Below are 20,595 nucleotides of genomic sequence, written 5' to 3'. Positions count from 1 at the left end.
GTCGATGGAGTAATTCCATACCGCCGATAACGGCTCGGCTCGTCACGAGCCGGTGACCAAGCTTACAAACGTTTAAGTTGATCACTACATCGGGTGTGCGATCATGCGGTCGCGGGTCACCTTATTGGAGGATCGGTACCATGACGAATGTCTCGAGCGCCCACTGCGGATAATTCCGCCGGACAACGCGACATAGACTCGTGGTCCGCTCCCGGCTCAAGAAAGGGCGCAGTTCTTGCGCCTCTTTTTTTTATTTTTTCTTGGTCGCCGGACAGCGCTTCCAGACATCCCAGTCCCAAGTGATGACGACTGGCTCATCGCGATTGAGAATCTTCGTGCAGGAGACATGCTGATTTGCATCGCCCCACTGGCAGTTCAGGTTCTTGGGCAGGATCGATCTTGGACGAATGTGAGCTCCGGCAGGGGGCTTCAGAGTAACATCAAAATTGCGAAGCAAAGCTGATGGCCGTGCCCAGACTTCGATATCATCATCCGAGTGCGCATTCTTCCACGCGTACCGCACCTTGGCGAGATCGTCCTTCACGCTGACCCCGACCTTGTAATAGGTGACGCTGCCGGACTTGTTCGTTTCGGCAGGTGGCTCGGTATCATTGAGGCGGTCGAAAATCCGTACGCTCTCTCCCGGCATGGCTTCGGCTCTGGCAAGATATGTTTCCGGTGGAGCATGAACGAAGTGCAGGTCATCATCGATGTTGACCTCGTCGATCTTGCCATCCTTCGGATTGCATTTGATGTTGGAAGCATCGACTGTTCGACTGAGATCGACAGTCTCGACATTGGACTTATCCGCGATAAGGCGTTCGGCAACATTTTTGAACTGAATGTAGGAATCGGCACGGGTATCGGCTGGCTTGACCAGATTTTCGTGCGCTTCGTTTATACCTACGCTCCCGTTGCATAGAGCCGTTGCACTTGTCTGCGAAACGACAATGGCGCTGAAGGGACCCTTGACCGTTACCTTCTTCTCGTAAGCGCACATAGTCTGGAAGGGAAATTTGGCGGCTCCCCAGGAGATCATCAAATTTTTGAGATAGGAATCAGCGCTTCCCTTGATCGGCTCAACGGCCGGCACGATTGGATCGTATGAAAGATACTTGCCGATTGTCGCAAGGTCGCTACCCTCTGTGGGTGTGCCGAAAAAGAACAGCAGCGACACCTTATCCGCGAGGTCTTTGTGGTTGAGCAGCATTTGCCGGACCGTCAGGCCACCAAGGCTGTGTGCGAGAAAAATTACCCTTTCGTGAGACAAGACCTTGTCAGCGAAAAGCCGGCCGTAGAGAAGTTCAGAAATTTCATTGATGGTCAGGCCCCCGTCTGGCGTCGCAGCTGGGTATTCCAGCACATAAATGTTGGCGTCGGCGAACGCGGGATCCGTCCGTAGCAATTCGGGCCAATAGGCACCCGTGCGCTCGTTGGTCCAGGTCTGGACCGCCTTTCCGGTCCAACCATGGACAAATACAATGATCGCTTTGTTCTTCGAATCGGCGCGAATAGCGCGCGAATTCTCCGTGCCCTCGGCTCGTGCGCCCTGGGCCAACGAAACGACCAACAACACTGAGAGGAGAATGTGGATGGAAGAACTATACAACCTGCTTGCCATGTCGCATCTCGCAAAATGTCACATGCAAATAAGAGACGGAAGTCGATCTCGCGTACGAACAGTGTTTCAATAGAGTCTCTCGGCCTTCCGGGTGTAGTTGAGTTACAAATCAACGCGGAGGAACCGTCACTACGGGATGCGGCCGAAGCGTATCCACTCCTGTGGTCCGATCTTTGTGCTAGCGGTTTTGACCTCCAGCACCTTGATGGTTTCGCCCGGTGTCAGCACATCGATCGGCTCACCCCACCCGCCACCCGCAGGGCCGGGGCGCACATTGACGCTCGTATTGGCCCCCAAAAGATCATCGGGTGCCACAGTTGACTCCGCACCGACGATCGTCGCTGCCAAATGTCCCTCCGGGGCTACGTGATCAAAATAGGGGCTGGTCCCGCCGGGAGCGCGAAAGGCGGTCCAACTCGTCGACTCTATTGCTGGAGGAGTGAATTTTCCGGGATCGCCGAGGGACGCCAGTTGCAACATCTGCTGTTCATAGGGGGAGCCGTCCCCAATATAGGTGAGCACGACGCCCGGCGCCTTGCTATTGGGATCGAGCAGGACTTTGTTATCCCAGCTGATCGTCCAGCGGCCATCGTCAGTCGTGACCGTGTTTGCGAGCGAATCGGCGATGGCTTTGTACTGCTCCAGCCTGTCCTTGGAATCCTGGAGCCATTGCTTTGCGTCGGCGCACGAAGCGTTCACCGCGTCCATGCAGAAGGCGTCCGCCCTGGCTTTGGCGGGATCGACATACTCCTTTGTCACATAGGCCTGACCCGACTGCACGATCACCGACCCGCCGCCCTGGGCCGCTGCGTTGAGAATGTCCTGCTGACTGCCTCCAGCAGCGGCTACGGCCATCCCACGCACCCCCGCAGTGACCGCCGCCTTTTTAGCGACCTCATCGACGGTCCCTGTCGGCATCGTGTTGACTTCTGCGTATCCCTTACTGACCACGTAGGCATAGGCTCCGGCACGGAGCGCTGCTTCCACGTTATGTCCCGACGAGTTGTAAGCCATCCACGCTGCAAAAGCGGCCGTCCCGGCCGGTCCTCCGTAGAGACTTGCTGCCGCCTGGGCAGCCTGGCGCGCGGCTTCGCTCTCCTGCATGAGCTTTGCGGCGTTCTCATTGTTTGATTGCAACTGGTCCGTACCAAGATGCCACATCGCGTCCACGACCTTGCCTTCACGCACGCGGCTCTCGGCCTTCGACAGCACATCTCCGTAACCGCTAACGGCGCGTTCTGCATACCGGGCAGACGCACGGACCGCGTCTATGACGTCATTGGCGGCTTTGATGTGGGTCTGCACGGCGTCCTTGACCCCTTGCACGGGGTTCGTCAGCGCGTCTGAAATCGCCGTCTGCGTTTCCTTGTCGAGTTTGGCCCCTACGGCCTCGACGTTCTGTGCGGCCGCCACAAGGTTCGGATCGCCAGAATTCTTTGCGGCATCTAGGGCAGCAGCTGCACCTGGAAATGCAGCACGCGCGAGATCCGACGGGTTGAGTATGCTTGGATCAAGTGAAGGCAACGGGTTGTTTGGCGGCGGTATGGGATTCGGCACTGACGGCAGATTCACGCGCGGGAAGCAATGGCAGATCGGACCGACACATTGCTCCGTTTCATCCTCTCCGCAGGAAGAATAAGCGGCCCCTACCGACATCGCCAGCAAAACGCTAGCCAAAAGAAGCGAACGCATGGAAAATCCATTCAGATGAGCAATACAACCTGAACGATAACCGTTTCGCGCCGGGGCGCAAGTGTTCGGGCCGACAAACAGATGGTCGTTTTTTGTGAAGAAGGGGCCGAGGGCTCCGCCCTACGCCCCCGGCAAGAACAAAATCGGCATCCTCCGATCTTCAGTCGCCAGGCTCCTTGCAGACCTCGGTCCCCCTGCCGATTTTCTTCTTGCACCCCCGTACCCGGTCTCGCCGACGGGAAGGGGTTCATGCGCGGAAGGGCGCAGAAACCCAAACCTAGGAGACCAACATGATCGCAACCACGGAGAACCCGACCGAAGCCCGCAGCCTTGTCCACATCCCGCTCAACAAGCTCAAGAAGTCGCCCAAGAATGTGCGGAAGATCCCGCACTCACTACTTCACGAAAGCCTTCCGGGCCCTACTGCCGTCGCCTTGCATCAACAATGCGAAGCAAATGGCTGGCGAGCATCTCGATACGTATCGAACTCTATGCATCGCCCCGCCCCCGGAAATTCGCGAACTTTTCGAAAGGTTACGAACATTTCCACTCACCCAAGCGTAAGCCGGCGGCCCATCCCTGGCGGCGTGCCCGAAGAATGGTGGCTTCAGTGAGCTGGCCTGTGGACCGGATCTAGGGTCTTGATTTAAGAGACGTATTTTCCCTTGCCTTATATGTATCATTTTTGGTACAATTCAAGCAGGAGAGCATGTGAAGCGACTACCAGCCGCCTTCTATCAGCTAGCTTCCGGACGTGAGCCGGTTCGCGAATGGTTGAAACTTCTGCCAGAGGCAGATCGTAAGATTGTCGGCGAAGACATCAAGGATGTGGAGTTCTCCTGGCCGATCGGCATGCCGCTATGCCGGGCGATGGGAAAAGGTCTGTGGGAAGTCAGGAGTGAGCTCGGCGGCGGTCGTATCGCACGGGTGTTGTTTTGTATTCACGATGGCCAGATGGTTTTGCTGCATGCCTTCATCAAGAAGACGCAGAAGGCACCTCAGGCCGAGCTTGAACTGGCGCAGAAGCGCCGAAAGGAGATCACATGAGGAAGAAGGGTCGTATTGGATCGTCCCTGGACAATTTTCTGAAGGACGAAGGGATCTATACCGAGGTAACCGCACGAGCCATCAAGCGTGTTATTGCGCGTCAACTTGATGCCCTCATGCACGATGAGGGGCTTACTAAGTCCGCTCTCGCCAAGCGCATGCAGACCAGCCGGGCACAGCTCGACCGGTTGCTGGATCCCGATAATGAATCCGTAACGCTCGCAACGCTTACGCGTGCCGCACAGGCCGTAGGCCGTCATCTGCGGATGGAGTTGGTTTAAGAGTGGATTGATAAATGGATCGGTCGGTGTCACGCCACGACTAACGCGGAGAGCGCCCACGTCGGCCCGCCAAAATAGCCAGCATATTTACTACAGATAATGTGCCCTCCGCACAGCGGGCTGCCATCCTAAAGTCGGCCGCCCGCTTATGTTGCAAAGCCAACGATAAGGCCACAGCTGCCCTCGCATGCGCTTCCCTGCTTTCCGAGCCCTGCAAATCAATCTCAATAATCGCTTCTAGCATCCGCTTAAGTTGTCTTCCAATCCATAGCATCAATGCCATTCATAAAACGTGATCTTACCTGAGTCAGAATTTCCGGCTCGGACGCTCTGCGGTTTCCGAGGGCTATTAAATCCTCGATCTCTTTGCTTCCGTCCAAGGCATACATGCCCGGCGCCGTAACCGTGTTCACACGCAAGAATCTGGGTTCGCCGACGAGAAGTTGCGCGTGCTTTACGGAACAGTCGACTTGCGCATTTATCAACAAATCAATGAGGGTTTTTCCCCATCGCGCCCAACCGGCTTGGGCCATGCTCTTCACGGTGAAGGGTTCTTCCGTAGTTCCGATGCTCAAGACATCGATGCGGTCTAGCGGAACGCCCAGGTAACAAATAGCCTCCACGATAGCAGCCATCGCTGGGCAGTTTGCCCAAACACCGCCATCGAAAAACGAAGCGTTGGAAATGAGATTCTTGACAACGGCTGATGAAAAATACGTTGGAGCGGCTGCGGTGGCTAAAGCTACTTCGACCGCATCTGTATTTTTGTCCGCCGCCAGAAGCGGGTGGTGAGGAGTCCGGAATACATGGCAGACGCCACCTATTGCATCATAGGCCGGGACCACTAAGCGACAAACGGAATCGCCCAACACCTTCCGGTTGGCGTCGCGATAATAAGCCTGCTCCAACTCATGACCTAGCGCTCGCTGAGAATATTTTGGGTTGAGTACGGAGCGCAGTTGGGACTTCCATTTCCTGTGAAACCGCATCGCCGGGAATACGACCGGCCCGCGATCGCGATAGAAGCGGAGCATGTCCTTGGGAGACAGCCCCATACCCAATCCGATTGCGAGGATACCGCCCGTCGATGTGCCGGCGATAAGATCAAACTGGCTCGCGGCGGTAACACCAAGTGCTTGTTCCAACGTGGTCAGGACTGAGGCTGTAAACGCACCTTTAATGCCGCCACCGTCAAGAGCAAGGATACGGAACGAGATTCCATCCGATACGCGTCCTTTGACGAGTGGAAGGCGCGAGAGTTGGTCGCAGATCGTACCAACAATCCCGCCAACATTCTCCTCAAGCGCGAGACGTTGGTTAGTTGCCTCGTCAAAGCCGTTCTTGAGTAATCTGATGACCTCTCGGTGATCGCGAACATAGTCGCCCGCTGCGCCGCCGAGTCCGCCGAGGAGAAAACAGGGCAAGCCACGTTGTATCGCGAGTCCTGCTTCAATCGGAACGCCAGCTCTGCCGGCGATGTGCTGCCACCATTGACCACCAACAGCGACAAATGCATCACAACGTTCCGACATCCATTGTCGCAGAATCGTCAGGCTATCATCTCTTGGTGAAGCGCTTCCCGTAGCCTCCGCGGTCTCATAGACAGTGCAGGTTTGCCGCCATTCCTGAATGGGTACGTTAGCCCGGTCTTTCGACCAGTATTTCGACACGGCCAATGTCAGGCAATCTTTGCGGCCACCGTTAGAGACGTGCTCCTTCGCTTGCGCGATCAGCTGACCAACAAAGCTTGGATGACTTCCATGAAGGATGTGTCCTCCATTTCTGAAAACTTCTGCTGCAAATTCACGAACAAAGGTCTCAACCGAATCCTTCTGCGCTGCAGTCGCGTCAGACGGCACTGCTCCCGCGAGCCAGATCCGCACACCATGAAGCGGGCCAGCGCTATTCAACGCAGCCTCCAGATCCCGTTACTTCATATTTTGACATCAGCAATTGGCGCCCCCGCACAATCTACACTCCTAGAGCTTTACATTTAAGAGTGTTTGATGCACGTCGAGACCAAGCTTCTGCATATCGCTGTTCAGCTTGGCGATTCCGGCCCATACGTCCTTATGGCAGCATGAGGCAGAGCGCTTTGAACCGCACACGCACATTCTCATGGCGCTTGGCTTGCGTAGTTGCCTTCTTAACTCATGCCAACTCGGGTCTCGCCTGAGAAGTTTGAGCGTGGAGTTAATCGACTCAACAGACGGATCGCCAGTGGTGTCAGCGTAATGCTCCACAATCCCCAAGACGCCATGGCTGTGGTCCGGCCACGGCCATTTTCCGTGCTCGTCGAAGTGACTCAGGCCAAACAGGTATGGAACAACAAGCGCTTCAATGAAGTGAAATAGGTTTGATCCTTCTGGAAACCTGCGCTGCTCCTCCTGCTTGACACAGAGGCACGCTGTTCCGATGCCCGGGTTGCGGTGCAGATCGCTCAGATCCGCAATTCCATATTTTGTAGCGATTTCCGCGGTTCTCGTTCCCGTCTCGAACAACGTTGGCATCGAATTCGGATAGTCAGGCGGCGCGACAATGCGCACCTGAAATTCGTCGCGCCTCTCTTCACCATCGAAGATGGCATGTAGGTCGAGAAATCCCTCCAATACGCCGCATCCCGCCGAATGAAGGCGCGGATAGCGGTATATGACCTGCGCAATCTCTTCGGCAGAAAAGTCCGTCACACACCTACCTCAGTAGGCCCACGGCTTCGGCGGATTTTGGATGATCGACGGCCCGGCGACGGTCGTGTAGGTAGAGGCCTTTTTTGCCAGCTCCTCGATGACCTTCGCTTCAGCCATATCCTCCCGCGCTTGAACAGCTTCTTCGAGCCATTCGCCAAGATGCTCGCGTCCTTTGTCGGCGACCCAGTCATAGGTCTTGCATGCCGTGGATAGCGTTGTGCCGTCGTCGAACTTTACGACGTCCAGAGGGTTAGCACCGAAGCTGTCAGCTTTGCTGTCCTGGTCTTTGATGCCGTGAATACGGACACCAATAATCGCATTGCCGCGTTTCCAGCTTTCACGAATCTCATATTTTACCCATTCGCGGCTCGCCGTCTCAGCGCCTATCAGTACGGCGGTAACGGTTGTGCTCTTGAGCTGCTCTTGAATCCATCGCTTGATGGCGGCATCACCCTCACGCTCGATCTTTTCCCAGGCAGCCGCGTCGATAAAGCCGAACTCGTCATCGTTGGAGAGGACACCGCTATTGCGGACGTTCGCGGCCCGCCAAGCGTCACGTTCGTAGTGAAAGCTAAAAAACGTTTTGCGCGCCATGGGCGCCTCCTATGTGTTGTTTTACAAACGGTCATGAATCAAGATTGGCCGTTCACTGTTGAATCATGATGTTGTTCGATATGCCGAACGCATGTTCGGTTGTCAAGTGCGGACGCGTTCGATATACTGAACATCGGAATTGAAACCGAAAGTTGACGATTAAATACCTGCAACTATTCAGGAATTCATCGACGCATGCCAACGACACTTCGGGATAAACTAAAAAAACTGCGCGCCGAAAAAGGATACTCACTCGACGAGCTCGCCCGTTTGTCGGGGGCGAGCAAGAGCTATCTGTGGGAACTCGAAAACCGTGATGAACGCAAACCATCGGCCGAGAAGTTGACCGACATCGCGCGCGTGCTTTCAGTTACGACGGAGTATTTGCTTGATGACAAGGCTGGATTTGACGATGCGCAGTTGAAGGAGGCTTTCTTCCGAAAGTTCAACCGTCTTGATGACGAGGATAAGGCCAAGATTAATGACATTATAGACCTGTGGGGCAGCAAGAAGTGAAACTACCAACGACGCCCGACGGTTGGGCTGTCCGCGTATCAAGCCTTGTCAAAGCCGCACGCGAGATCCAAGGCCTACCCCGCTTCCCAATCGACGTCGCGGCGATCGCGCGTGATTACTCTCGCAATGTCTTTCCTGGCGAGCCAATCACGCTCGTACACGGCGAAGCGCTGGGCGAAAGGTTCGAAGGTGCGCTCGCCCCGAATCCGAAAGCCAAGGGCGAGTGGGGTATCATCTATAATTCAAGCATTAAGTCGAAAGGCCGGATCAACTTCACCCTGGCCCACGAGCTTGGACACTACCTCCTGCACCGGCAGGGTGAACCGATCTTCTGCTCGAAACGTGATATGTGGGCCTGGGACTCTGAATATGGCGCTAGGGAAGCCGAGGCGAACCGTTTTGCATCGGTTCTTCTGATGCCTTTCGATGATTTCCGCGTGCATACGGAGACTTTTCGGCGCCCAACCTTGAGCGACTTCGAGTTCCTGCGTGATCGTTACGAGGTCTCGGTTACTGCGGCCATTCTCAAATGGCTGGAAATGACGACTCGGCGCGCGATGCTGGTCGTAAGCAAGGACGGCTTCATTGACTGGTCGTGGGGAAGCACACCCCTGTTCAAGTCAGGTGTTTTCTTTCGCGCGCGTCAAGAAACCATTGCTATACCTGAACGCTCGCTTGCCGCAAGCGCACAAACCGTGCCCAACAATAGCGTTCAACATCCTCCGGGCGTCTGGCATCCCGTGGAGTCGGTTTTTGAATCTGTACTGTTCTCCGAGTACCACGATATGTCGCTTTCTCTCCTGATCTATTCAGGCGATGCAATTGGTCGAAGCATTATAGAGATGGATGACGAGACCGTGCCTGACACGTTCGACAAGTTTTCGGTTTAGATTTCGATTTGAACAATGCGGAGTTTGTTGAACTACTGCAATTTTTGACAGTCTCTGAGAAATCACTTGCGCTTTAATGGAGCTACATGCAGGTTCGCGAGCTTTTTCCACGCGTCGCTTCATGGCCAAAAAACATCATTCACGCCGTTCTGACAATCGTTATCCGTCCGTAGATTTCCTCGATCGAACGATTGACACTTGGCAACCGTATTCCGACCGGAAGCTTAACGCCCCAGGCCCCGCGAGATCAGAGTTCCCACGACGATCTGACGGTTGATGTCGACTTGTATTTGACGGAATCTCGCCAACGTCATTTCAGAACTCGCGCTCTCAACATTGCTGGCCGTTTGCACGAAGGAGTCGGCAAATGCTAGAAGCATATCAGCCTGATCGGAAGTGGCTGTCGCCTTGAAGGGACCGAGGAACTGAAGAAGCAATTGCTGCTCGGGCGGCTGAAGGCGGGACATGTCAAACGGCTTTCCCTTTAGAAGGGAAGCCGCACGCACATATTCCTCTCGGCTAGCACGAAACTCCGCCGCCGATTTCGAGAAAAGTTCTTTGGCTTCACCAGAAGTACGCTTTTCGAGTTGTGCCATGGCCGCGTAAAAATTCTGGTGTCCCGTGAACGCGTGCGCTGCACGCGGAGCGTGTGGCATCTTCGGCTTGACCTCCATAGGCATTGCCGATGAACTCGGCTTGCGCGGACGTGGTGCTACGGAAGACGAAGGTGAGGCCAGCGATTACTACCGTCCGCCTATCCATTACAGTCGCTCCGCTTGATTTGCGCGAGCGTTTGAAACGGCTGGTTCGGCTTATCCGGCAAACGCTTGCTGATCTGAGGTAACTTGGCGAGAATGCAAAAGTCGGCGACTAAGCTCTTGCGGAACTCCGGGGAGATGTATTCGGAGTTTCTCTCGACGAGTGTAGCGTTGTAAAAATTGAGCAGCACGCCGATCTGTGACGACAACTTTGCGCGTTCTTTGGCATCGAGCATCGAAACATCCTCGGACTGGGCCGCAATCAGAGCACCGGGGTTGTCGGCAAGGAACCGCAGGATGTCGCGGGATTCCTTGTAGATGCCCTGCTCAGTCGTAAACACCAGCGTGCGATTCGTCTCACGGATTTGGTAGCCGGTAAAGAAGAGGCCGGCTGCGGCGAGACCCGCGCCCGCGAGTTTCAGAGACGACTCAAGATCGAACGGCATCGAGGTGATCCTTGTCGGCCGCATGTTCGGCGAGGATGCACTATGTTATTGCATGCACCTAGGCGAATGCGGCCACGTTTCGCAAAGTGGTCAAGCTCGGCAGCAGCTGAAGGGCCACGCCCTCGATGCGCACGAAATCGGTGACTCTCTTCACCGTCGTGGACGTTCCATTCTGTGATGGAATGCTGAAATCGGACGATGCGCCGGGGAAGGCGCTGTTTCCGGTCAGCGGATCCTGGCCGACTTGATCGGGAAACACCGGACTGAAGTCCGTCCGGCCCAGCCAGCGCATGATGGTGTAGAATTGCTTGTTGAGATTTGCGCACAGGAACATGCCGACAAGGCCGCGATCCACGCCATCGTCCTGCTCGCCTTCGAGGAGAGGGCCATATGGCATGCCGCGCCGGAGGACCCGCGGATAGCCGCCCGGAAACAGCGTCTTGTTCACGTCGTTCAACGGCTGGTGACGCGCGTTGGCGACGCGAATATGCGCGGCCAGCGGACACTTGATGCCGTGGGGATCATCGACGTAGTCGAAATCGTCGCGGAGTGCGGCGGCCTCGTCGGGCCGGTCCGGAGACAGCATCAGCGGCGTCCCGTCCCGCCATCGGCCCATCATCTTCGCAGCCAGGTACTCCTCCGCGTCCGCTTGCGGCAATGTCGGTGCGAGCTTTGGCGCGTTCTCGCGCAGGAAGCGGTTGAAGGCCGCGACATCCTGATACAGCATCATGAATGCCATGAACGACCCATCGCGCACGAAATCGCTGAACGGCGGTTGGTCCGGGTAGCTCGAGTAATTCGGCGACGGATAGCCAAGCACAAAGTCGCCTCGGGGAAGAGCACCGCCAGTGGGGATATCGTTGTCCCAATCCACCGAGGGATGCGAGATGCCGTCCCGGTAACCGAAATGCAGCCGAAACCCGTTGACCGCGCGACCCGTGATCGGTTCGCCCTCGGCCGAGGTGAGAAGCTCCAGCATGTCGGCGCGCTCAGCCGCTGCCTTCACATGGGTGGTCACATCCCGTAGTTCGTCCTCGGAGCTGACGCTGAGATGCACGATGACGTGTATGTCGGTGCTCAGGAAACGCTTCTTCCACCAATTCGCGGGCGTGCTGGCGCCTGACGCGCGCAGCGATTCCGAGAGCGGTGGTTCGTTGAACAGATAGAAAGCTGACGCGGCGGCGGCCTCGCCGCCCATCGTATCAAAGGCGCCCAGCGCGAGAAGTCCGTTCCAGCTCAGCGAGATGTTGAGGATAGGAGCGGCGCCCAGGGCAGCGGGATCTCCCTTGGACACGGACGGCAACAGGTCCGACAGGAATTGACGTCCCCCGTCCTTCTTTTTCACCTGGAAAAGCAGGTGTCGGGTGATCGGATGCAGGCTCGACCCGAGCAGCAGGGATTGGACATTGTCGCGACTTAAAGGGGCCATGGTGTCACCAGATCCCGGCTGCCCGCGCTTGGCCGCACGCGGCTGCGTCGTCGCAGCCGCAGCGCGGCCGTTTTTATTTCAGCAGGGGGAGGATCTGCTTCACGGTGCGAGGACCGTAGGCGTGGAAGAGATATCCCTCCGTTTGCTCCCAAGGATCCTTCTCGTCATACACCGAGTTGCCCAGCGACCTGATTTGCAATTTCTTGGATGCTTCGAAGAAGGTCTTCTCGTTATTCACCTGGTCCCAGGACCCCGGGCCGTTGGCGAGCGTAAAGATCTGCTTGAAGAGATCCGGAAGGTTCAGCCGGAAAAACTCGGCATATTCCTCATGACTGCCATCGTACTCGGTGAGCACGACGAAGTATTTTCGGTCAGGCGTGATAAGCACCCGCAGGAAGTGAAGGATCTGCGAATCCCTGGCGGCCTTTTCGATCAGTGGCTGATCGCGCGTCGCGAAATTCGCTTCGATATCAGCGAGCAGCTTTTGGCTTTCGGCGTCTTGCCGGATTGGGACGAAGAGATTCAATGCGTGGGCCATCTTGGCATCTCACCTTAAAAATTACTGTCAGTGGATACGAATTCAAAAACCAATAGCGAAATTCTATGACAGGAAGCGGTTTGTCGCCAGAGCATCCTTAGATTTTTTTTATCATAGAGGACTTTTCAAGGTTGTATTGAGCTGTCACTATGCCATGCATTTTTATTCACTTGCCGAGATGCCTTCAGGCTTCATTATGACGGGTGCTGGATGGGACCCACGCCAGAAACGATTGCGCAGCGCGATACGAGCAGAGATGGTCTGCGCAACAAGATTGAGAGTTTTGTTCTCACACACGGCCGGCCTGTTTGGGGATTTATCAATCGACAGCCCTGGCTCAGCAGGATCGTCAATCGCGTCATCGTGAACGATGCCGTCGGCAAGGCGCCGTTTCGGCCGCTGCTTTTGAGCACGATGGCGGATTATCCCTCGTGGTCTTCGCTGACTGAACGCACGTGGTTCTCCCGCTATCTGCCGCCGAAAGATATCCCGAACCTGCCCCCCATCGAGGATTTCGCGTATCTTTATGTGACCCGGGCATCAGGTCCACGACTGTCGGATAAGTCCACGCTGCTGTTTCCGACGTTTGCGCAGTGGTTCACCGACGGCTTCATGATGACGTCCGCTTCGGACACCCGCCGGACCACGACCAGCCATCAGATCGATCTGGGTCAGCTCTACGGACTTACTGACGACGTGCAGCACGCGCTGCGGACTCTCGATAACGGGGCAAGCGCGGCAGGTTGCTGTCCGAGATCGTCGGCGGTGAGGAGTGGGCGCCTCGCTTGTTCGACGACCACGGCGTCCGCATCCCGAGATTCGACGCTCTGCCCGCGCCGATGAAGATGCCGGACAGCCTGCCCGCCGACCGCAAGGCGACGCTTTTCGCATTTGGCGGGGAACGGGCAAACTCCACGCTCTTCACGGCCGCGATCAATACGCTGTTCCTGCGCGAACACAATCGCTTGTGCGGCGTCATCGAGGCCGCGAACCCCGGCTGGGACGATGAGCGCGTCTTTCAGACGGCCAGAAATGTCAGCGTGGTTCAGCTGATCAAGGTTGTCGTCGAAGAATACATCAATCACATCTCTCCCTACTGGTTCAGGCTGCTGAGCGATCCCTCGCCGTGCTACACTGCTGGCTGGAATCGCGAGAACTGGATTCCGGTCGAGTTCAACCTGCTCTATCGCTGGCACAGCCTGGTGCCGGAGACGGCCGTCTGGAACGGCGCTCCAATGCCGATCAGCGGAGCTCGCTTCGGCAATCAGCCCTTGTTGCGAGATGGGCTGGGAATTGCGCTCGACAGCGCCAGCAAATCGCAGGTCTGGCGTCTCGGATTGTTCAATACCGCCGAATTCCTTCGGCCGGTCGAACTCGCCAGCTTGAAACAGGGGCGCGATAATCGCCTGGCGTCCTACAACGACTACCGCGAAAGAATGAAGTACCCGCGCGTGACCCGGTTCGAACAGATTAGCGGAGATCCCGAGGTCGTCGCCGCCCTGAAGCGACTTTACGCCAACGATGTCGAGCGGGTCGAATTTTTCGTCGGCCTCTTCGCCGAGGATCCGCCGGAGCGTTCGGCAGTCCCGCCGTTGATCGGGCGCATGGTCGCGTTGGATGCCTTTTCGCACGCACTCACCAATCCCTTGCTTTCGCCGCACGTTTTCAAGGAAGAGACATTCTCGCCCGCAGGTTGGGCTTCGATTGCCAAGACATCTTCGTTGCGCGATCTCGCTGACCGGAACCTTCCGAACGGCACGGCGGGCCTGCGCATCTTTCGAAGTCTCTGCCAGATAATATACTTTGCGCCGAAGCTCCGGTGATCCAAACAGGTATTCAGCGATCGCGGCTGCCCCTACCAACATGTCATCGCCGTATTCGTCGGGGCTGTCGCTCTTCGGGTCCATTTGTCCTCCCAATTGCTGTTGATAGGTCCTTCGCGGCTGCGAAAGACATTCCCGGGGCAGATAGGTAGGAATATTCGCTTGAACCTAGCTGGCCGGTCTCTTGGGTGGACTGCCGAAAACAGGTAACTCCGCGATGTTTGCCCGCCTCTTGTCTCGAAAAGCTGGCTTGGGGAATGTCGCTATTGTCTTTTTTTGGTAGCCCCAAAGTCAATTTCAAAAAGCCGCGATTTCAAAAGGTTACAAAACATTCCGGTCAAATGCGCTTACATGCACACGTTCGTATTGCGAGCGCCGCCGCTGGCGCATGCGCGGTCATGCAGTCGTGTTCTGCCGATTCGTCGAAGCGCCTGCGTCAGATCTTCCGGCGCCTGGTCGAAGGGGGCGTCAATCGCGAACGAAGTCTCGCGTATGTCGTCGGATATGAATGATGCCGCTCGGCATTCTCGTTACCGATCATTCCGATTCCTTCCGTGCCGATTCCCAATCCTTCCGCTCTCGGTGAGAAACGGCTCTCGCTAACCTCGATCTCCGATCAACCGCAAAGAGGAGATAGTTATGAAAGTCATCACCATTGGAAAAAGACTGGTCCCAGTCGAGCAGGTCGCATTCGTCGAGCCCTTCGATCCTTCAGCCGGTGTCACTACCGAAGCTTCATGATGGCATCGAACGGGTCTGGAGCTAGGCTGACTCAATCGAACCTATAGGAAGCCTGAAAAAACGTACCCCAGCGCTCCATGCTGAATTTCGAAAACTGAGTCCCAGCGATGATTCCCGGGCCATCGCAGCCTGTGCATGTCGCTTCACCGAACTTTTTGGTCCACATTGCCCAGTAGCGCCCGCCGACGCCGATGCTGAAGTTTTTGGTGATCAAGTAGGACAACACGTTCTGCCATGAGGTGTCGTGCTTCGGCTGTATCGAAACCGGCTTGCTCTAGCTGTTGAATCGTCCCCGATAATGCGGCGATTTTGGCCTGGATCTGGAGCAACTTGATGGGCCGCTGCTCTTGCACCTTGATGTACCCGCTGAGGAGCGACTTCCGCGCGCGCAGCATTGCTCCTAGTCTGAAGATGGGCAGTAGCGATCTCGACGGGCACAGCGCCAAGGTTCCATTGGAATCGTCCCCGGCTGAGCCAGAGCCGCGATCCGCCTTCAAACGACCAACCGGCGGCGTAAGCCATCGGCGGCGCGCCGGCAGGTGCTTTCGCGTACAACGGTGCATCGGACCACTGCGTCCACGGGTCGGCGCCAAAATGGTAGTTCAGTCCGATTTTTCCGATGTGATAGTTGCTGGACAGGCCCGTTGTGTTTACTGGCAGAATTGCGAATGGCGGATTTTGTACCGTCGGAGGAGTCGCGACACTTGGCCCACCGAAATGCAGATAGTTGTACTCTACTTTGACCGACCATGCAGGCGTAAGCGCTTGCTCGACGCCCAGCCCGATGGTGCCACCGAGGCGACCATAGTCGAAGTGGGTCTTCTGCTGTGGCCCGAGGCCTTCGAAGTTGTTGACGATGTCGCCCCGAATGTTTTGCCAAGCAACGCCTCCCTTGAGATAGGCCAGCGTGTGTCCCAGCGCGCCAAACGCGTAACCGACGCGACCGGTCCCGGTGGCAAAGACGTTGGGACCAGTCTTGCAGTTTGCGCTCACGATAAGGCCGGATGCCGCGAGGCAAGTATTTGTGCCCTCGGAGACAGCCCCGCTTGCATCGAGTTCGACGCCAAACAACCAGCCGTTGTTCTGCCAGTTAAAGCCGAGCTGGCCGCCTGCGAGAAACACTGGGGTATCGACGACGCCCCCATAAATTGACGGACCGTACGGATTTCTGAATGAGGTTCGGCCGTAGCCGCCGCCGACGTGCCCGCCAATATAGCCTCCCGACCAGTTCCACACAGGAGCAGGCAGTTTCACTACTGGCACAAGGTCTGCCGCATTGGCTGCACCTATTGCGACGAGCGCAATTGTTGTGGCTCCCGAAAGAAGAACTCCAGACCGCATCGAACACTTCCCTGCATTTTCTCGGTCCATAACCGAGCGTCCTTGTTGTCGCCAGCAAACCGTCGGGGCGAACCAGACGCTAGCAGCGACGCGCGGCAAGTCCGTCCCGAAGACCATCGCACTGCGATTGGTGATGATGCCGTGAACCGAGCAAGTTGCGTGCCGAAGTGAATTCGCAGATTATGGAGGCACTTCGTAGTGGCGTGTAGCGTCAAATTGCTGACATTGGTCTCAAGACCGACAGCCGGCGCACGTGCGCCCACAATGCGCTTGTCTCCCTCGACTACCGGGACCAAGCGCTCAAGATCGAACTGTTCGAATTGAACAAGGCCCGCGCCCGGCCAGGGCACGGCTGTTGATCCCTCACGGCTGCCGAGCCTGCACAGATGGCGGTGTTCGCCTTACCGAAGTTCGAGCTCTCTGATCGCAAGGGCCGCAATTTCCGCCGGGGCACGGACAACGGTTTGTGCAATCTTGATGATCGTCCTCGCGATCATCTCCGTTAGCGGATCGTCACCATCCTTCACGCAAAGGATATGGAGCGCTTGCTTGTAAGCCGCCGTGATGCGGCTGGCTCCATCGCGGCGTCTCGAACTAATCGTTGAATAATGCCCATCTCTCAACCGGAAATTCGGCATCGTCTCCCTCCCACCTGAGACGAACCATGAACGCTTCCCCCGAACGGAGTTCACCGAGAGAAGCAATGCTACAGCGTGAAATTTAGTAGTTCATCGCCCAATGGGCGCTCCAGACGCCATCTACCAACCCTGATAGGTGCGTCTTGTGTGTCTTCGGAGATACGATGCGAGGCGGATATAAGGGCTGACAGCGTGGGATAAGAGAAAATGACTGATAGACGTGGCCTTTGGTTCGGTCTCGGGCTCGGGGGCTGTGTCGGCCTTATGTTTTTGACCGGCGGGCTAGCCGGTAACGGCGGTGGCTTCCGTGCGGATGACAAGCCTTCAATCGACAAGGTTAGATCAACCTGGCGAGCGCAGGATGGTGAGACGGCGGAGGAAATCTTTGCCAAGGTCTCGACGGTAGCCCACTTCGTTCCCAGGGGATGGGAGGCTGGCCGAAAGACCGACACTGGCGAGCCCGTTGTCTTTTCATGGGCCAAACACCGGTCTGATAAAACGAAGGACGAATATACGGTCACTTGGGAGGTGGCACCCGATGGCACAATGAAACTTGTGGCTGCGTATTTCTCGCAAGATTCTCCACGACTGGATCAAGGCGTGGAGGGCCGATAGGCCAGACGGGTTGAACCGCAAGCGCGGACCCAAGCCTGGCCCCCGCAAGCTGAAGCCGCTAGCGACGTACGACGACAAGCGCTCCGCGCTCGCCAAAGCGCGCATCGCCGAGCTCGAAGGGCTGGTGGGGCGCCAGCAGATGGACCTCGATTTTTTTCGACAAGCCTTGCGCGCCTTGGAGCGGCCGCCAGCGCAAGGCAAATCCGCATCCGCATCGTCGAAGTCATCCAAACGATGACTTCGCAGGTAACAGACGCAAACGCCGACGTGCATTGACTATGCCGCCTGGCGGGCCTGCCGCGCGCGACGTATTTCCGATCCCTTGGCAAGGGATTGTCAACTCCTCGACAGCTAACGCTCCTAGCATGAGACTTGGATTTCGACAGCCGACCGAAGCTTTCGAAGCGGCTTGCTGGCTTGCTCGGAGCGCAGTCGCGTGGGTTGCATGACTGATGTCGACCGCGTGCGGTCTAAAGGAGCTGACCGCGATGTTGTCCGACAAGATGCCGACCGGCGAGCGCGGCAGGTAATGGTGGCTTGTTTCTGGTTTTGACCTCAACGATCGGCTTGCTCAAGCTGGACCTCCGGCCCGTCGTCCGAGCTTCGCTTCGGAGGCTGTGAAAACAACTATCCCCATTTGAGGAGAGTGGCGTGGAAGCCAACTATTGCGACCCATTCAATACGGGCGCCTGGATGCACCAGTACGCTGCCTTGCAAGAGCGGCAGCGGGCAAGTCAAGAAGCTGACAACGTGCCGGCGGATCAAGCGGGCTTTGAGCAGCAGCTGAGCGATCTGCACCTCAGATCCTCTGATGAGAGTTCCGCAGAAGGGAGCTCGCCTGATGCTGGTTCGCCGGTTGCTCGCCCCGCAGAGGCGCATGGAAGAATCCAGCGCACTGATGTCGGCGGTTCGATGCGGATGCCGTCACCATTCAACCCGCGGGATAACTGGCTCAACAACACACGCTATAGCGTCGACCTGCCTCGTGCTCGTAGCTCGAGTGGCGACGCGTCGCCGTCTGACTTGCAGGACGGGCTGTTCAGCAGCACGCGCTATACGGCGCCATCGGAACTGCAGCCTGTAGCGCGCACGAAGGAGAGAAAAAGCCGGGGACTGTGGTCGCGCTTTAAGTCAGTGGTTGGTGGTAAAGCGTTTGGGGGAAGTCGCGGCAAAAAGTCGCCCAGCGGCTCGGCGTCGGACGTGGACATTTCAACAGAGTTTCAAGTGTATTATGCCAAGCGCGGCCGCGAGATCGAGCCCTACGAGGACGACGAACAACTCATTTCCATTTTCAAGAGCGCAGCCGAGCGGGACCGCATGAACCCTCGCACTGTCGCGAATATTGCAAGCCATCTGCGCAACTTGAGCGCTTATCTTCGCCAGAACGAGATGGCGCCAATGGCCGACCGGGTTAACAACGATTCGTTGGATGCAGATGCGGCGAGATATGCTAGCACTAATCCGAGCATCATTGGCGCGTTGAGAAAGCTGCGGGCGGCCTGTGCCGGACAAACGATTGATTTCGCCAAACGCGGCCGCGAGATCGAGCCCTACGAGGATGACGAACAACTCATTTCCATTTTCAGGAGCGCAGCCGAGCAGGACCGCGGAAACCCCTCCACTGTTCGGAATACGGTAGGCCACCTGCGCAACTTCGGCGCCTATCTTCGCCAGAACGAGATGAGGCCAATGGCCGACCGGGTTAACGAAGAGTCGTTGGATGAAGATGCGGCGAGTTATGCTTGCACTAATCCGAACATCGTTGGCGCGTTGAGAAGGCTCCGGGCAGCCTATGCCGGACAACCAATCGATTTCACCAGACGCGGCCGCGAGCTCCAGCCCCACGAGGAAGACGAGCAACTCATTTCCATTTTCAGGAGCGCAGCCGTTCGCGACGGCATGACCCCTGGCACTGTTACGAATATTGCAGGCCATCTGCGCAACTTGAGCGCCTATCTTCGTCAGAACGACAGGGCGCCAATGATCGGCCGGATTAACGATGGTTCGTTGGATGCGGATGTGGCGAGTTATGGTAATCGGGATATCGCTGGCGCGTTGAGAAAGCTCCGGGCAGCCTATGCCGGACTACCAATCGATTTCAAACGCGGCCGCGGTGTCGTCGTGGGTCTTCACTCCGAAGACGCGGAGCTGATGGGGAGGTTCAAGGCAGCAGTAAGGCGGGCTCAGGTTCCCACAGAGACCATCAAACGAAATCTGCGCCATCTTAAGGATCTTGCTAATTGGCTCTTTGAAAAGGACAAGGCCCCATTGGCCTCTCGGTTCCGCGGTGAGTCAATAAGCAACGATATCCTGGAGTATAGGCACAAAGGGGGCGACCCTGGGACCGCTTCAGGTCGGCGCTAACTCATCTCCGAAGGCTCGGACCCGGTGAAGAAATCGAACAACTCGGGCCCGGCCCCCGCGTCATGGGACCTCGCACGCTGGATCCTTATCCCGACGACGCGCGCCTCATCGAAGACGCGACCAGGCAAGCCTTACACGACCTTGGAAAATCGACCTCGAGGCAGAGGATGCCTACCAATAACCGGGCCAGCCGTCTTCGCGGGCTCAGTGACTGGCTCCGAAGGGAGCAAAGGGAGCCCATAGCTGGCCGGGTCAACGGCAGCGAGCGCCAGCAAAGTGAGCTGCAGAAAGATGCTCGGGACTACGCGGGAGCCACTAACGACTGGCACTTAAGGCGAGATTTGAACGAGCTTCGGAAGTACGAACAACTCGTTGAGGCGAACCAGGCACTGGGGTTGCCCCCCCCTGAGCAGGCGGATTGGCCGTGGGGACCTGCCGAGTCGCAAGCGGGAAGTTTTGATCAGGAGCAGCTCTGGCGGGAGGCGGACCAAGCTGGAGGGCAGGCACCCGCCGGGTGGGACCATCCTTGGTCGGGGCCGTCGTCGCAGTCCGATCAGCGCGCCGGGTCGCAGAC

The 20,595-nt window shown here is 57.0% G+C and carries 20 protein-coding genes; 9 read left to right on the top strand and 11 right to left on the bottom strand.

What is annotated here, in order from left to right; translation table 11 throughout:
* Window positions 1-250: 250 nt before the first annotated feature.
* Window positions 251-1,621, bottom strand: a complete 1,371-nt coding sequence (locus YUU_RS0149070) for a triacylglycerol lipase (protein WP_156945001.1) — start codon at window positions 1,619-1,621, stop codon at window positions 251-253.
* Between the two features lie 129 nt (window positions 1,622-1,750).
* Window positions 1,751-3,313, bottom strand: coding sequence for a hypothetical protein (locus YUU_RS0149065; RefSeq protein WP_156945000.1), 1,563 nt, complete (start codon window positions 3,311-3,313; stop codon window positions 1,751-1,753).
* 711 nt (window positions 3,314-4,024) lie between these two features.
* Between YUU_RS0149065 and YUU_RS0149060 the strand changes: the two genes are divergently transcribed.
* Both YUU_RS0149060 and YUU_RS0149055 read left to right on the top strand, forming a co-directional pair.
* Complete coding sequence (locus tag YUU_RS0149060; RefSeq protein WP_027528684.1) at window positions 4,025-4,360, top strand: type II toxin-antitoxin system RelE/ParE family toxin; 336 nt, start codon at window positions 4,025-4,027, stop codon at window positions 4,358-4,360.
* On the top strand, window positions 4,357-4,641 hold the full coding sequence (locus YUU_RS0149055; RefSeq protein ID WP_027528683.1) for a helix-turn-helix transcriptional regulator: 285 nt from the start codon (window positions 4,357-4,359) through the stop codon (window positions 4,639-4,641). Before YUU_RS0149060 ends, YUU_RS0149055 begins: the two co-directional genes overlap by 4 nt.
* A gap of 248 nt (window positions 4,642-4,889) precedes the next feature.
* Here the strand turns inward: YUU_RS0149055 and YUU_RS54785 are convergent, their stop codons facing one another.
* The 3 genes from YUU_RS54785 to YUU_RS54780 all read right to left on the bottom strand — a co-directional run bounded on the left by YUU_RS54785 (window position 4,890) and on the right by YUU_RS54780 (window position 7,922).
* Window positions 4,890-6,551, bottom strand: a complete 1,662-nt coding sequence (locus tag YUU_RS54785) for a CBASS cGAMP-activated phospholipase (protein ID WP_156944999.1) — start codon at window positions 6,549-6,551, stop codon at window positions 4,890-4,892.
* A gap of 69 nt (window positions 6,552-6,620) precedes the next feature.
* On the bottom strand, window positions 6,621-7,328 hold the full coding sequence (locus YUU_RS0149045) for a hypothetical protein (protein WP_156944998.1): 708 nt from the start codon (window positions 7,326-7,328) through the stop codon (window positions 6,621-6,623).
* 9 nt (window positions 7,329-7,337) lie between these two features.
* Window positions 7,338-7,922, bottom strand: a complete 585-nt coding sequence (locus YUU_RS54780) for a TIR domain-containing protein (protein ID WP_063621906.1) — start codon at window positions 7,920-7,922, stop codon at window positions 7,338-7,340.
* A gap of 195 nt (window positions 7,923-8,117) precedes the next feature.
* On the opposite strand from YUU_RS54780, the gene YUU_RS0149035 reads away from it, so the two are divergent.
* On the top strand, window positions 8,118-8,438 hold the full coding sequence (locus tag YUU_RS0149035; protein ID WP_027528681.1) for a helix-turn-helix domain-containing protein: 321 nt from the start codon (window positions 8,118-8,120) through the stop codon (window positions 8,436-8,438).
* A complete protein-coding gene (locus tag YUU_RS0149030; protein WP_027528680.1) occupies window positions 8,435-9,328 on the top strand; it encodes an ImmA/IrrE family metallo-endopeptidase in 894 nt (297 codons plus the stop codon). The genes YUU_RS0149035 and YUU_RS0149030 overlap by 4 nt, the downstream gene beginning before the upstream one ends.
* 224 nt (window positions 9,329-9,552) lie before the next feature.
* On the opposite strand, the gene YUU_RS0149025 is transcribed toward YUU_RS0149030, so the two are convergent.
* From YUU_RS0149025 to YUU_RS0149010, 4 genes are all read right to left on the bottom strand, one after another.
* Window positions 9,553-10,002 (bottom strand): hypothetical protein, encoded by a 450-nt coding sequence (locus YUU_RS0149025; protein ID WP_035665518.1) that lies wholly within the window; start codon window positions 10,000-10,002, stop codon window positions 9,553-9,555.
* A gap of 80 nt (window positions 10,003-10,082) precedes the next feature.
* The gene (locus YUU_RS0149020; RefSeq protein ID WP_156944997.1) at window positions 10,083-10,532 is read right to left on the bottom strand and encodes a hypothetical protein; all 450 of its coding nucleotides are present in this window, start codon (window positions 10,530-10,532) and stop codon (window positions 10,083-10,085) included.
* A gap of 58 nt (window positions 10,533-10,590) precedes the next feature.
* Entirely contained in the window at window positions 10,591-11,961 is a 1,371-nt protein-coding gene (locus YUU_RS0149015; RefSeq protein ID WP_027528677.1) for a hypothetical protein, read from the bottom strand.
* 73 nt (window positions 11,962-12,034) lie between these two features.
* Entirely contained in the window at window positions 12,035-12,499 is a 465-nt protein-coding gene (locus YUU_RS0149010; RefSeq protein ID WP_027528676.1) for a hypothetical protein, read from the bottom strand.
* Window positions 12,500-12,862: 363 nt separating this feature from the next.
* On the opposite strand from YUU_RS0149010, the gene YUU_RS62250 reads away from it, so the two are divergent.
* Together YUU_RS62250 and YUU_RS62245 are read left to right on the top strand one after the other, a co-directional pair.
* Entirely contained in the window at window positions 12,863-13,342 is a 480-nt protein-coding gene (locus YUU_RS62250) for a hypothetical protein (RefSeq protein WP_245288349.1), read from the top strand.
* Window positions 13,285-14,322: a peroxidase family protein gene (locus tag YUU_RS62245; RefSeq protein WP_245288348.1), complete on the top strand. Its 1,038-nt coding sequence runs from the start codon at window positions 13,285-13,287 to the stop codon at window positions 14,320-14,322. The genes YUU_RS62250 and YUU_RS62245 overlap by 58 nt, the downstream gene beginning before the upstream one ends.
* 951 nt (window positions 14,323-15,273) lie before the next feature.
* On the opposite strand, the gene YUU_RS58185 is transcribed toward YUU_RS62245, so the two are convergent.
* Window positions 15,274-16,404 (bottom strand): outer membrane protein, encoded by a 1,131-nt coding sequence (locus YUU_RS58185; protein WP_245288347.1) that lies wholly within the window; start codon window positions 16,402-16,404, stop codon window positions 15,274-15,276.
* Between the two features lie 401 nt (window positions 16,405-16,805).
* On the bottom strand, window positions 16,806-17,042 hold the full coding sequence (locus tag YUU_RS0148985; protein ID WP_245288346.1) for a hypothetical protein: 237 nt from the start codon (window positions 17,040-17,042) through the stop codon (window positions 16,806-16,808).
* A gap of 207 nt (window positions 17,043-17,249) precedes the next feature.
* Here YUU_RS0148985 and YUU_RS60825 point away from each other — a divergent pair, with 207 nt between their 5' ends.
* The 3 genes from YUU_RS60825 to YUU_RS0148970 all read left to right on the top strand — a co-directional run bounded on the left by YUU_RS60825 (window position 17,250) and on the right by YUU_RS0148970 (window position 20,021).
* Window positions 17,250-17,657 (top strand): hypothetical protein, encoded by a 408-nt coding sequence (locus YUU_RS60825; protein ID WP_198032001.1) that lies wholly within the window; start codon window positions 17,250-17,252, stop codon window positions 17,655-17,657.
* A gap of 10 nt (window positions 17,658-17,667) precedes the next feature.
* Window positions 17,668-17,895, top strand: a complete 228-nt coding sequence (locus YUU_RS58180) for a hypothetical protein (RefSeq protein WP_245288345.1) — start codon at window positions 17,668-17,670, stop codon at window positions 17,893-17,895.
* 413 nt (window positions 17,896-18,308) lie between these two features.
* Entirely contained in the window at window positions 18,309-20,021 is a 1,713-nt protein-coding gene (locus YUU_RS0148970; protein ID WP_156944996.1) for a hypothetical protein, read from the top strand.
* Window positions 20,022-20,595 lie beyond the last annotated feature (574 nt).

Source organism: Bradyrhizobium sp. Ec3.3 (genome assembly GCF_000472925.1).
GTDB lineage: Bacteria > Pseudomonadota > Alphaproteobacteria > Rhizobiales > Xanthobacteraceae > Bradyrhizobium.
Note: the sequence above shows the minus strand (reverse complement) of the source record. Positions and strands in the feature narration are given on the sequence as shown.

What these genes read in the sequence shown, in the direction of transcription:
- YUU_RS0149070 (WP_156945001.1), bottom strand. Translation starts at nt 1,621, where the DNA reads ATGGCAAGCAGGTTGTATAGTTCTTCCATCCACATTCTCCTCTCAGTG.
- YUU_RS0149065 (WP_156945000.1), bottom strand. Translation starts at nt 3,313, where the DNA reads ATGCGTTCGCTTCTTTTGGCTAGCGTTTTGCTGGCGATGTCGGTAGGG.
- YUU_RS0149055 (WP_027528683.1), top strand. Translation starts at nt 4,357, where the DNA reads ATGAGGAAGAAGGGTCGTATTGGATCGTCCCTGGACAATTTTCTGAAG.
- YUU_RS54780 (WP_063621906.1), bottom strand. Translation starts at nt 7,922, where the DNA reads ATGGCGCGCAAAACGTTTTTTAGCTTTCACTACGAACGTGACGCTTGG.
- YUU_RS0149035 (WP_027528681.1), top strand. Translation starts at nt 8,118, where the DNA reads ATGCCAACGACACTTCGGGATAAACTAAAAAAACTGCGCGCCGAAAAA.
- YUU_RS0149025 (WP_035665518.1), bottom strand. Translation starts at nt 10,002, where the DNA reads ATGGAGGTCAAGCCGAAGATGCCACACGCTCCGCGTGCAGCGCACGCG.
- YUU_RS0149020 (WP_156944997.1), bottom strand. Translation starts at nt 10,532, where the DNA reads ATGCCGTTCGATCTTGAGTCGTCTCTGAAACTCGCGGGCGCGGGTCTC.
- YUU_RS0149015 (WP_027528677.1), bottom strand. Translation starts at nt 11,961, where the DNA reads ATGGCCCCTTTAAGTCGCGACAATGTCCAATCCCTGCTGCTCGGGTCG.
- YUU_RS0149010 (WP_027528676.1), bottom strand. Translation starts at nt 12,499, where the DNA reads ATGGCCCACGCATTGAATCTCTTCGTCCCAATCCGGCAAGACGCCGAA.
- YUU_RS58185 (WP_245288347.1), bottom strand. Translation starts at nt 16,404, where the DNA reads ATGCGGTCTGGAGTTCTTCTTTCGGGAGCCACAACAATTGCGCTCGTC.
- YUU_RS0148985 (WP_245288346.1), bottom strand. Translation starts at nt 17,042, where the DNA reads ATGCCGAATTTCCGGTTGAGAGATGGGCATTATTCAACGATTAGTTCG.
- YUU_RS60825 (WP_198032001.1), top strand. Translation starts at nt 17,250, where the DNA reads ATGACTGATAGACGTGGCCTTTGGTTCGGTCTCGGGCTCGGGGGCTGT.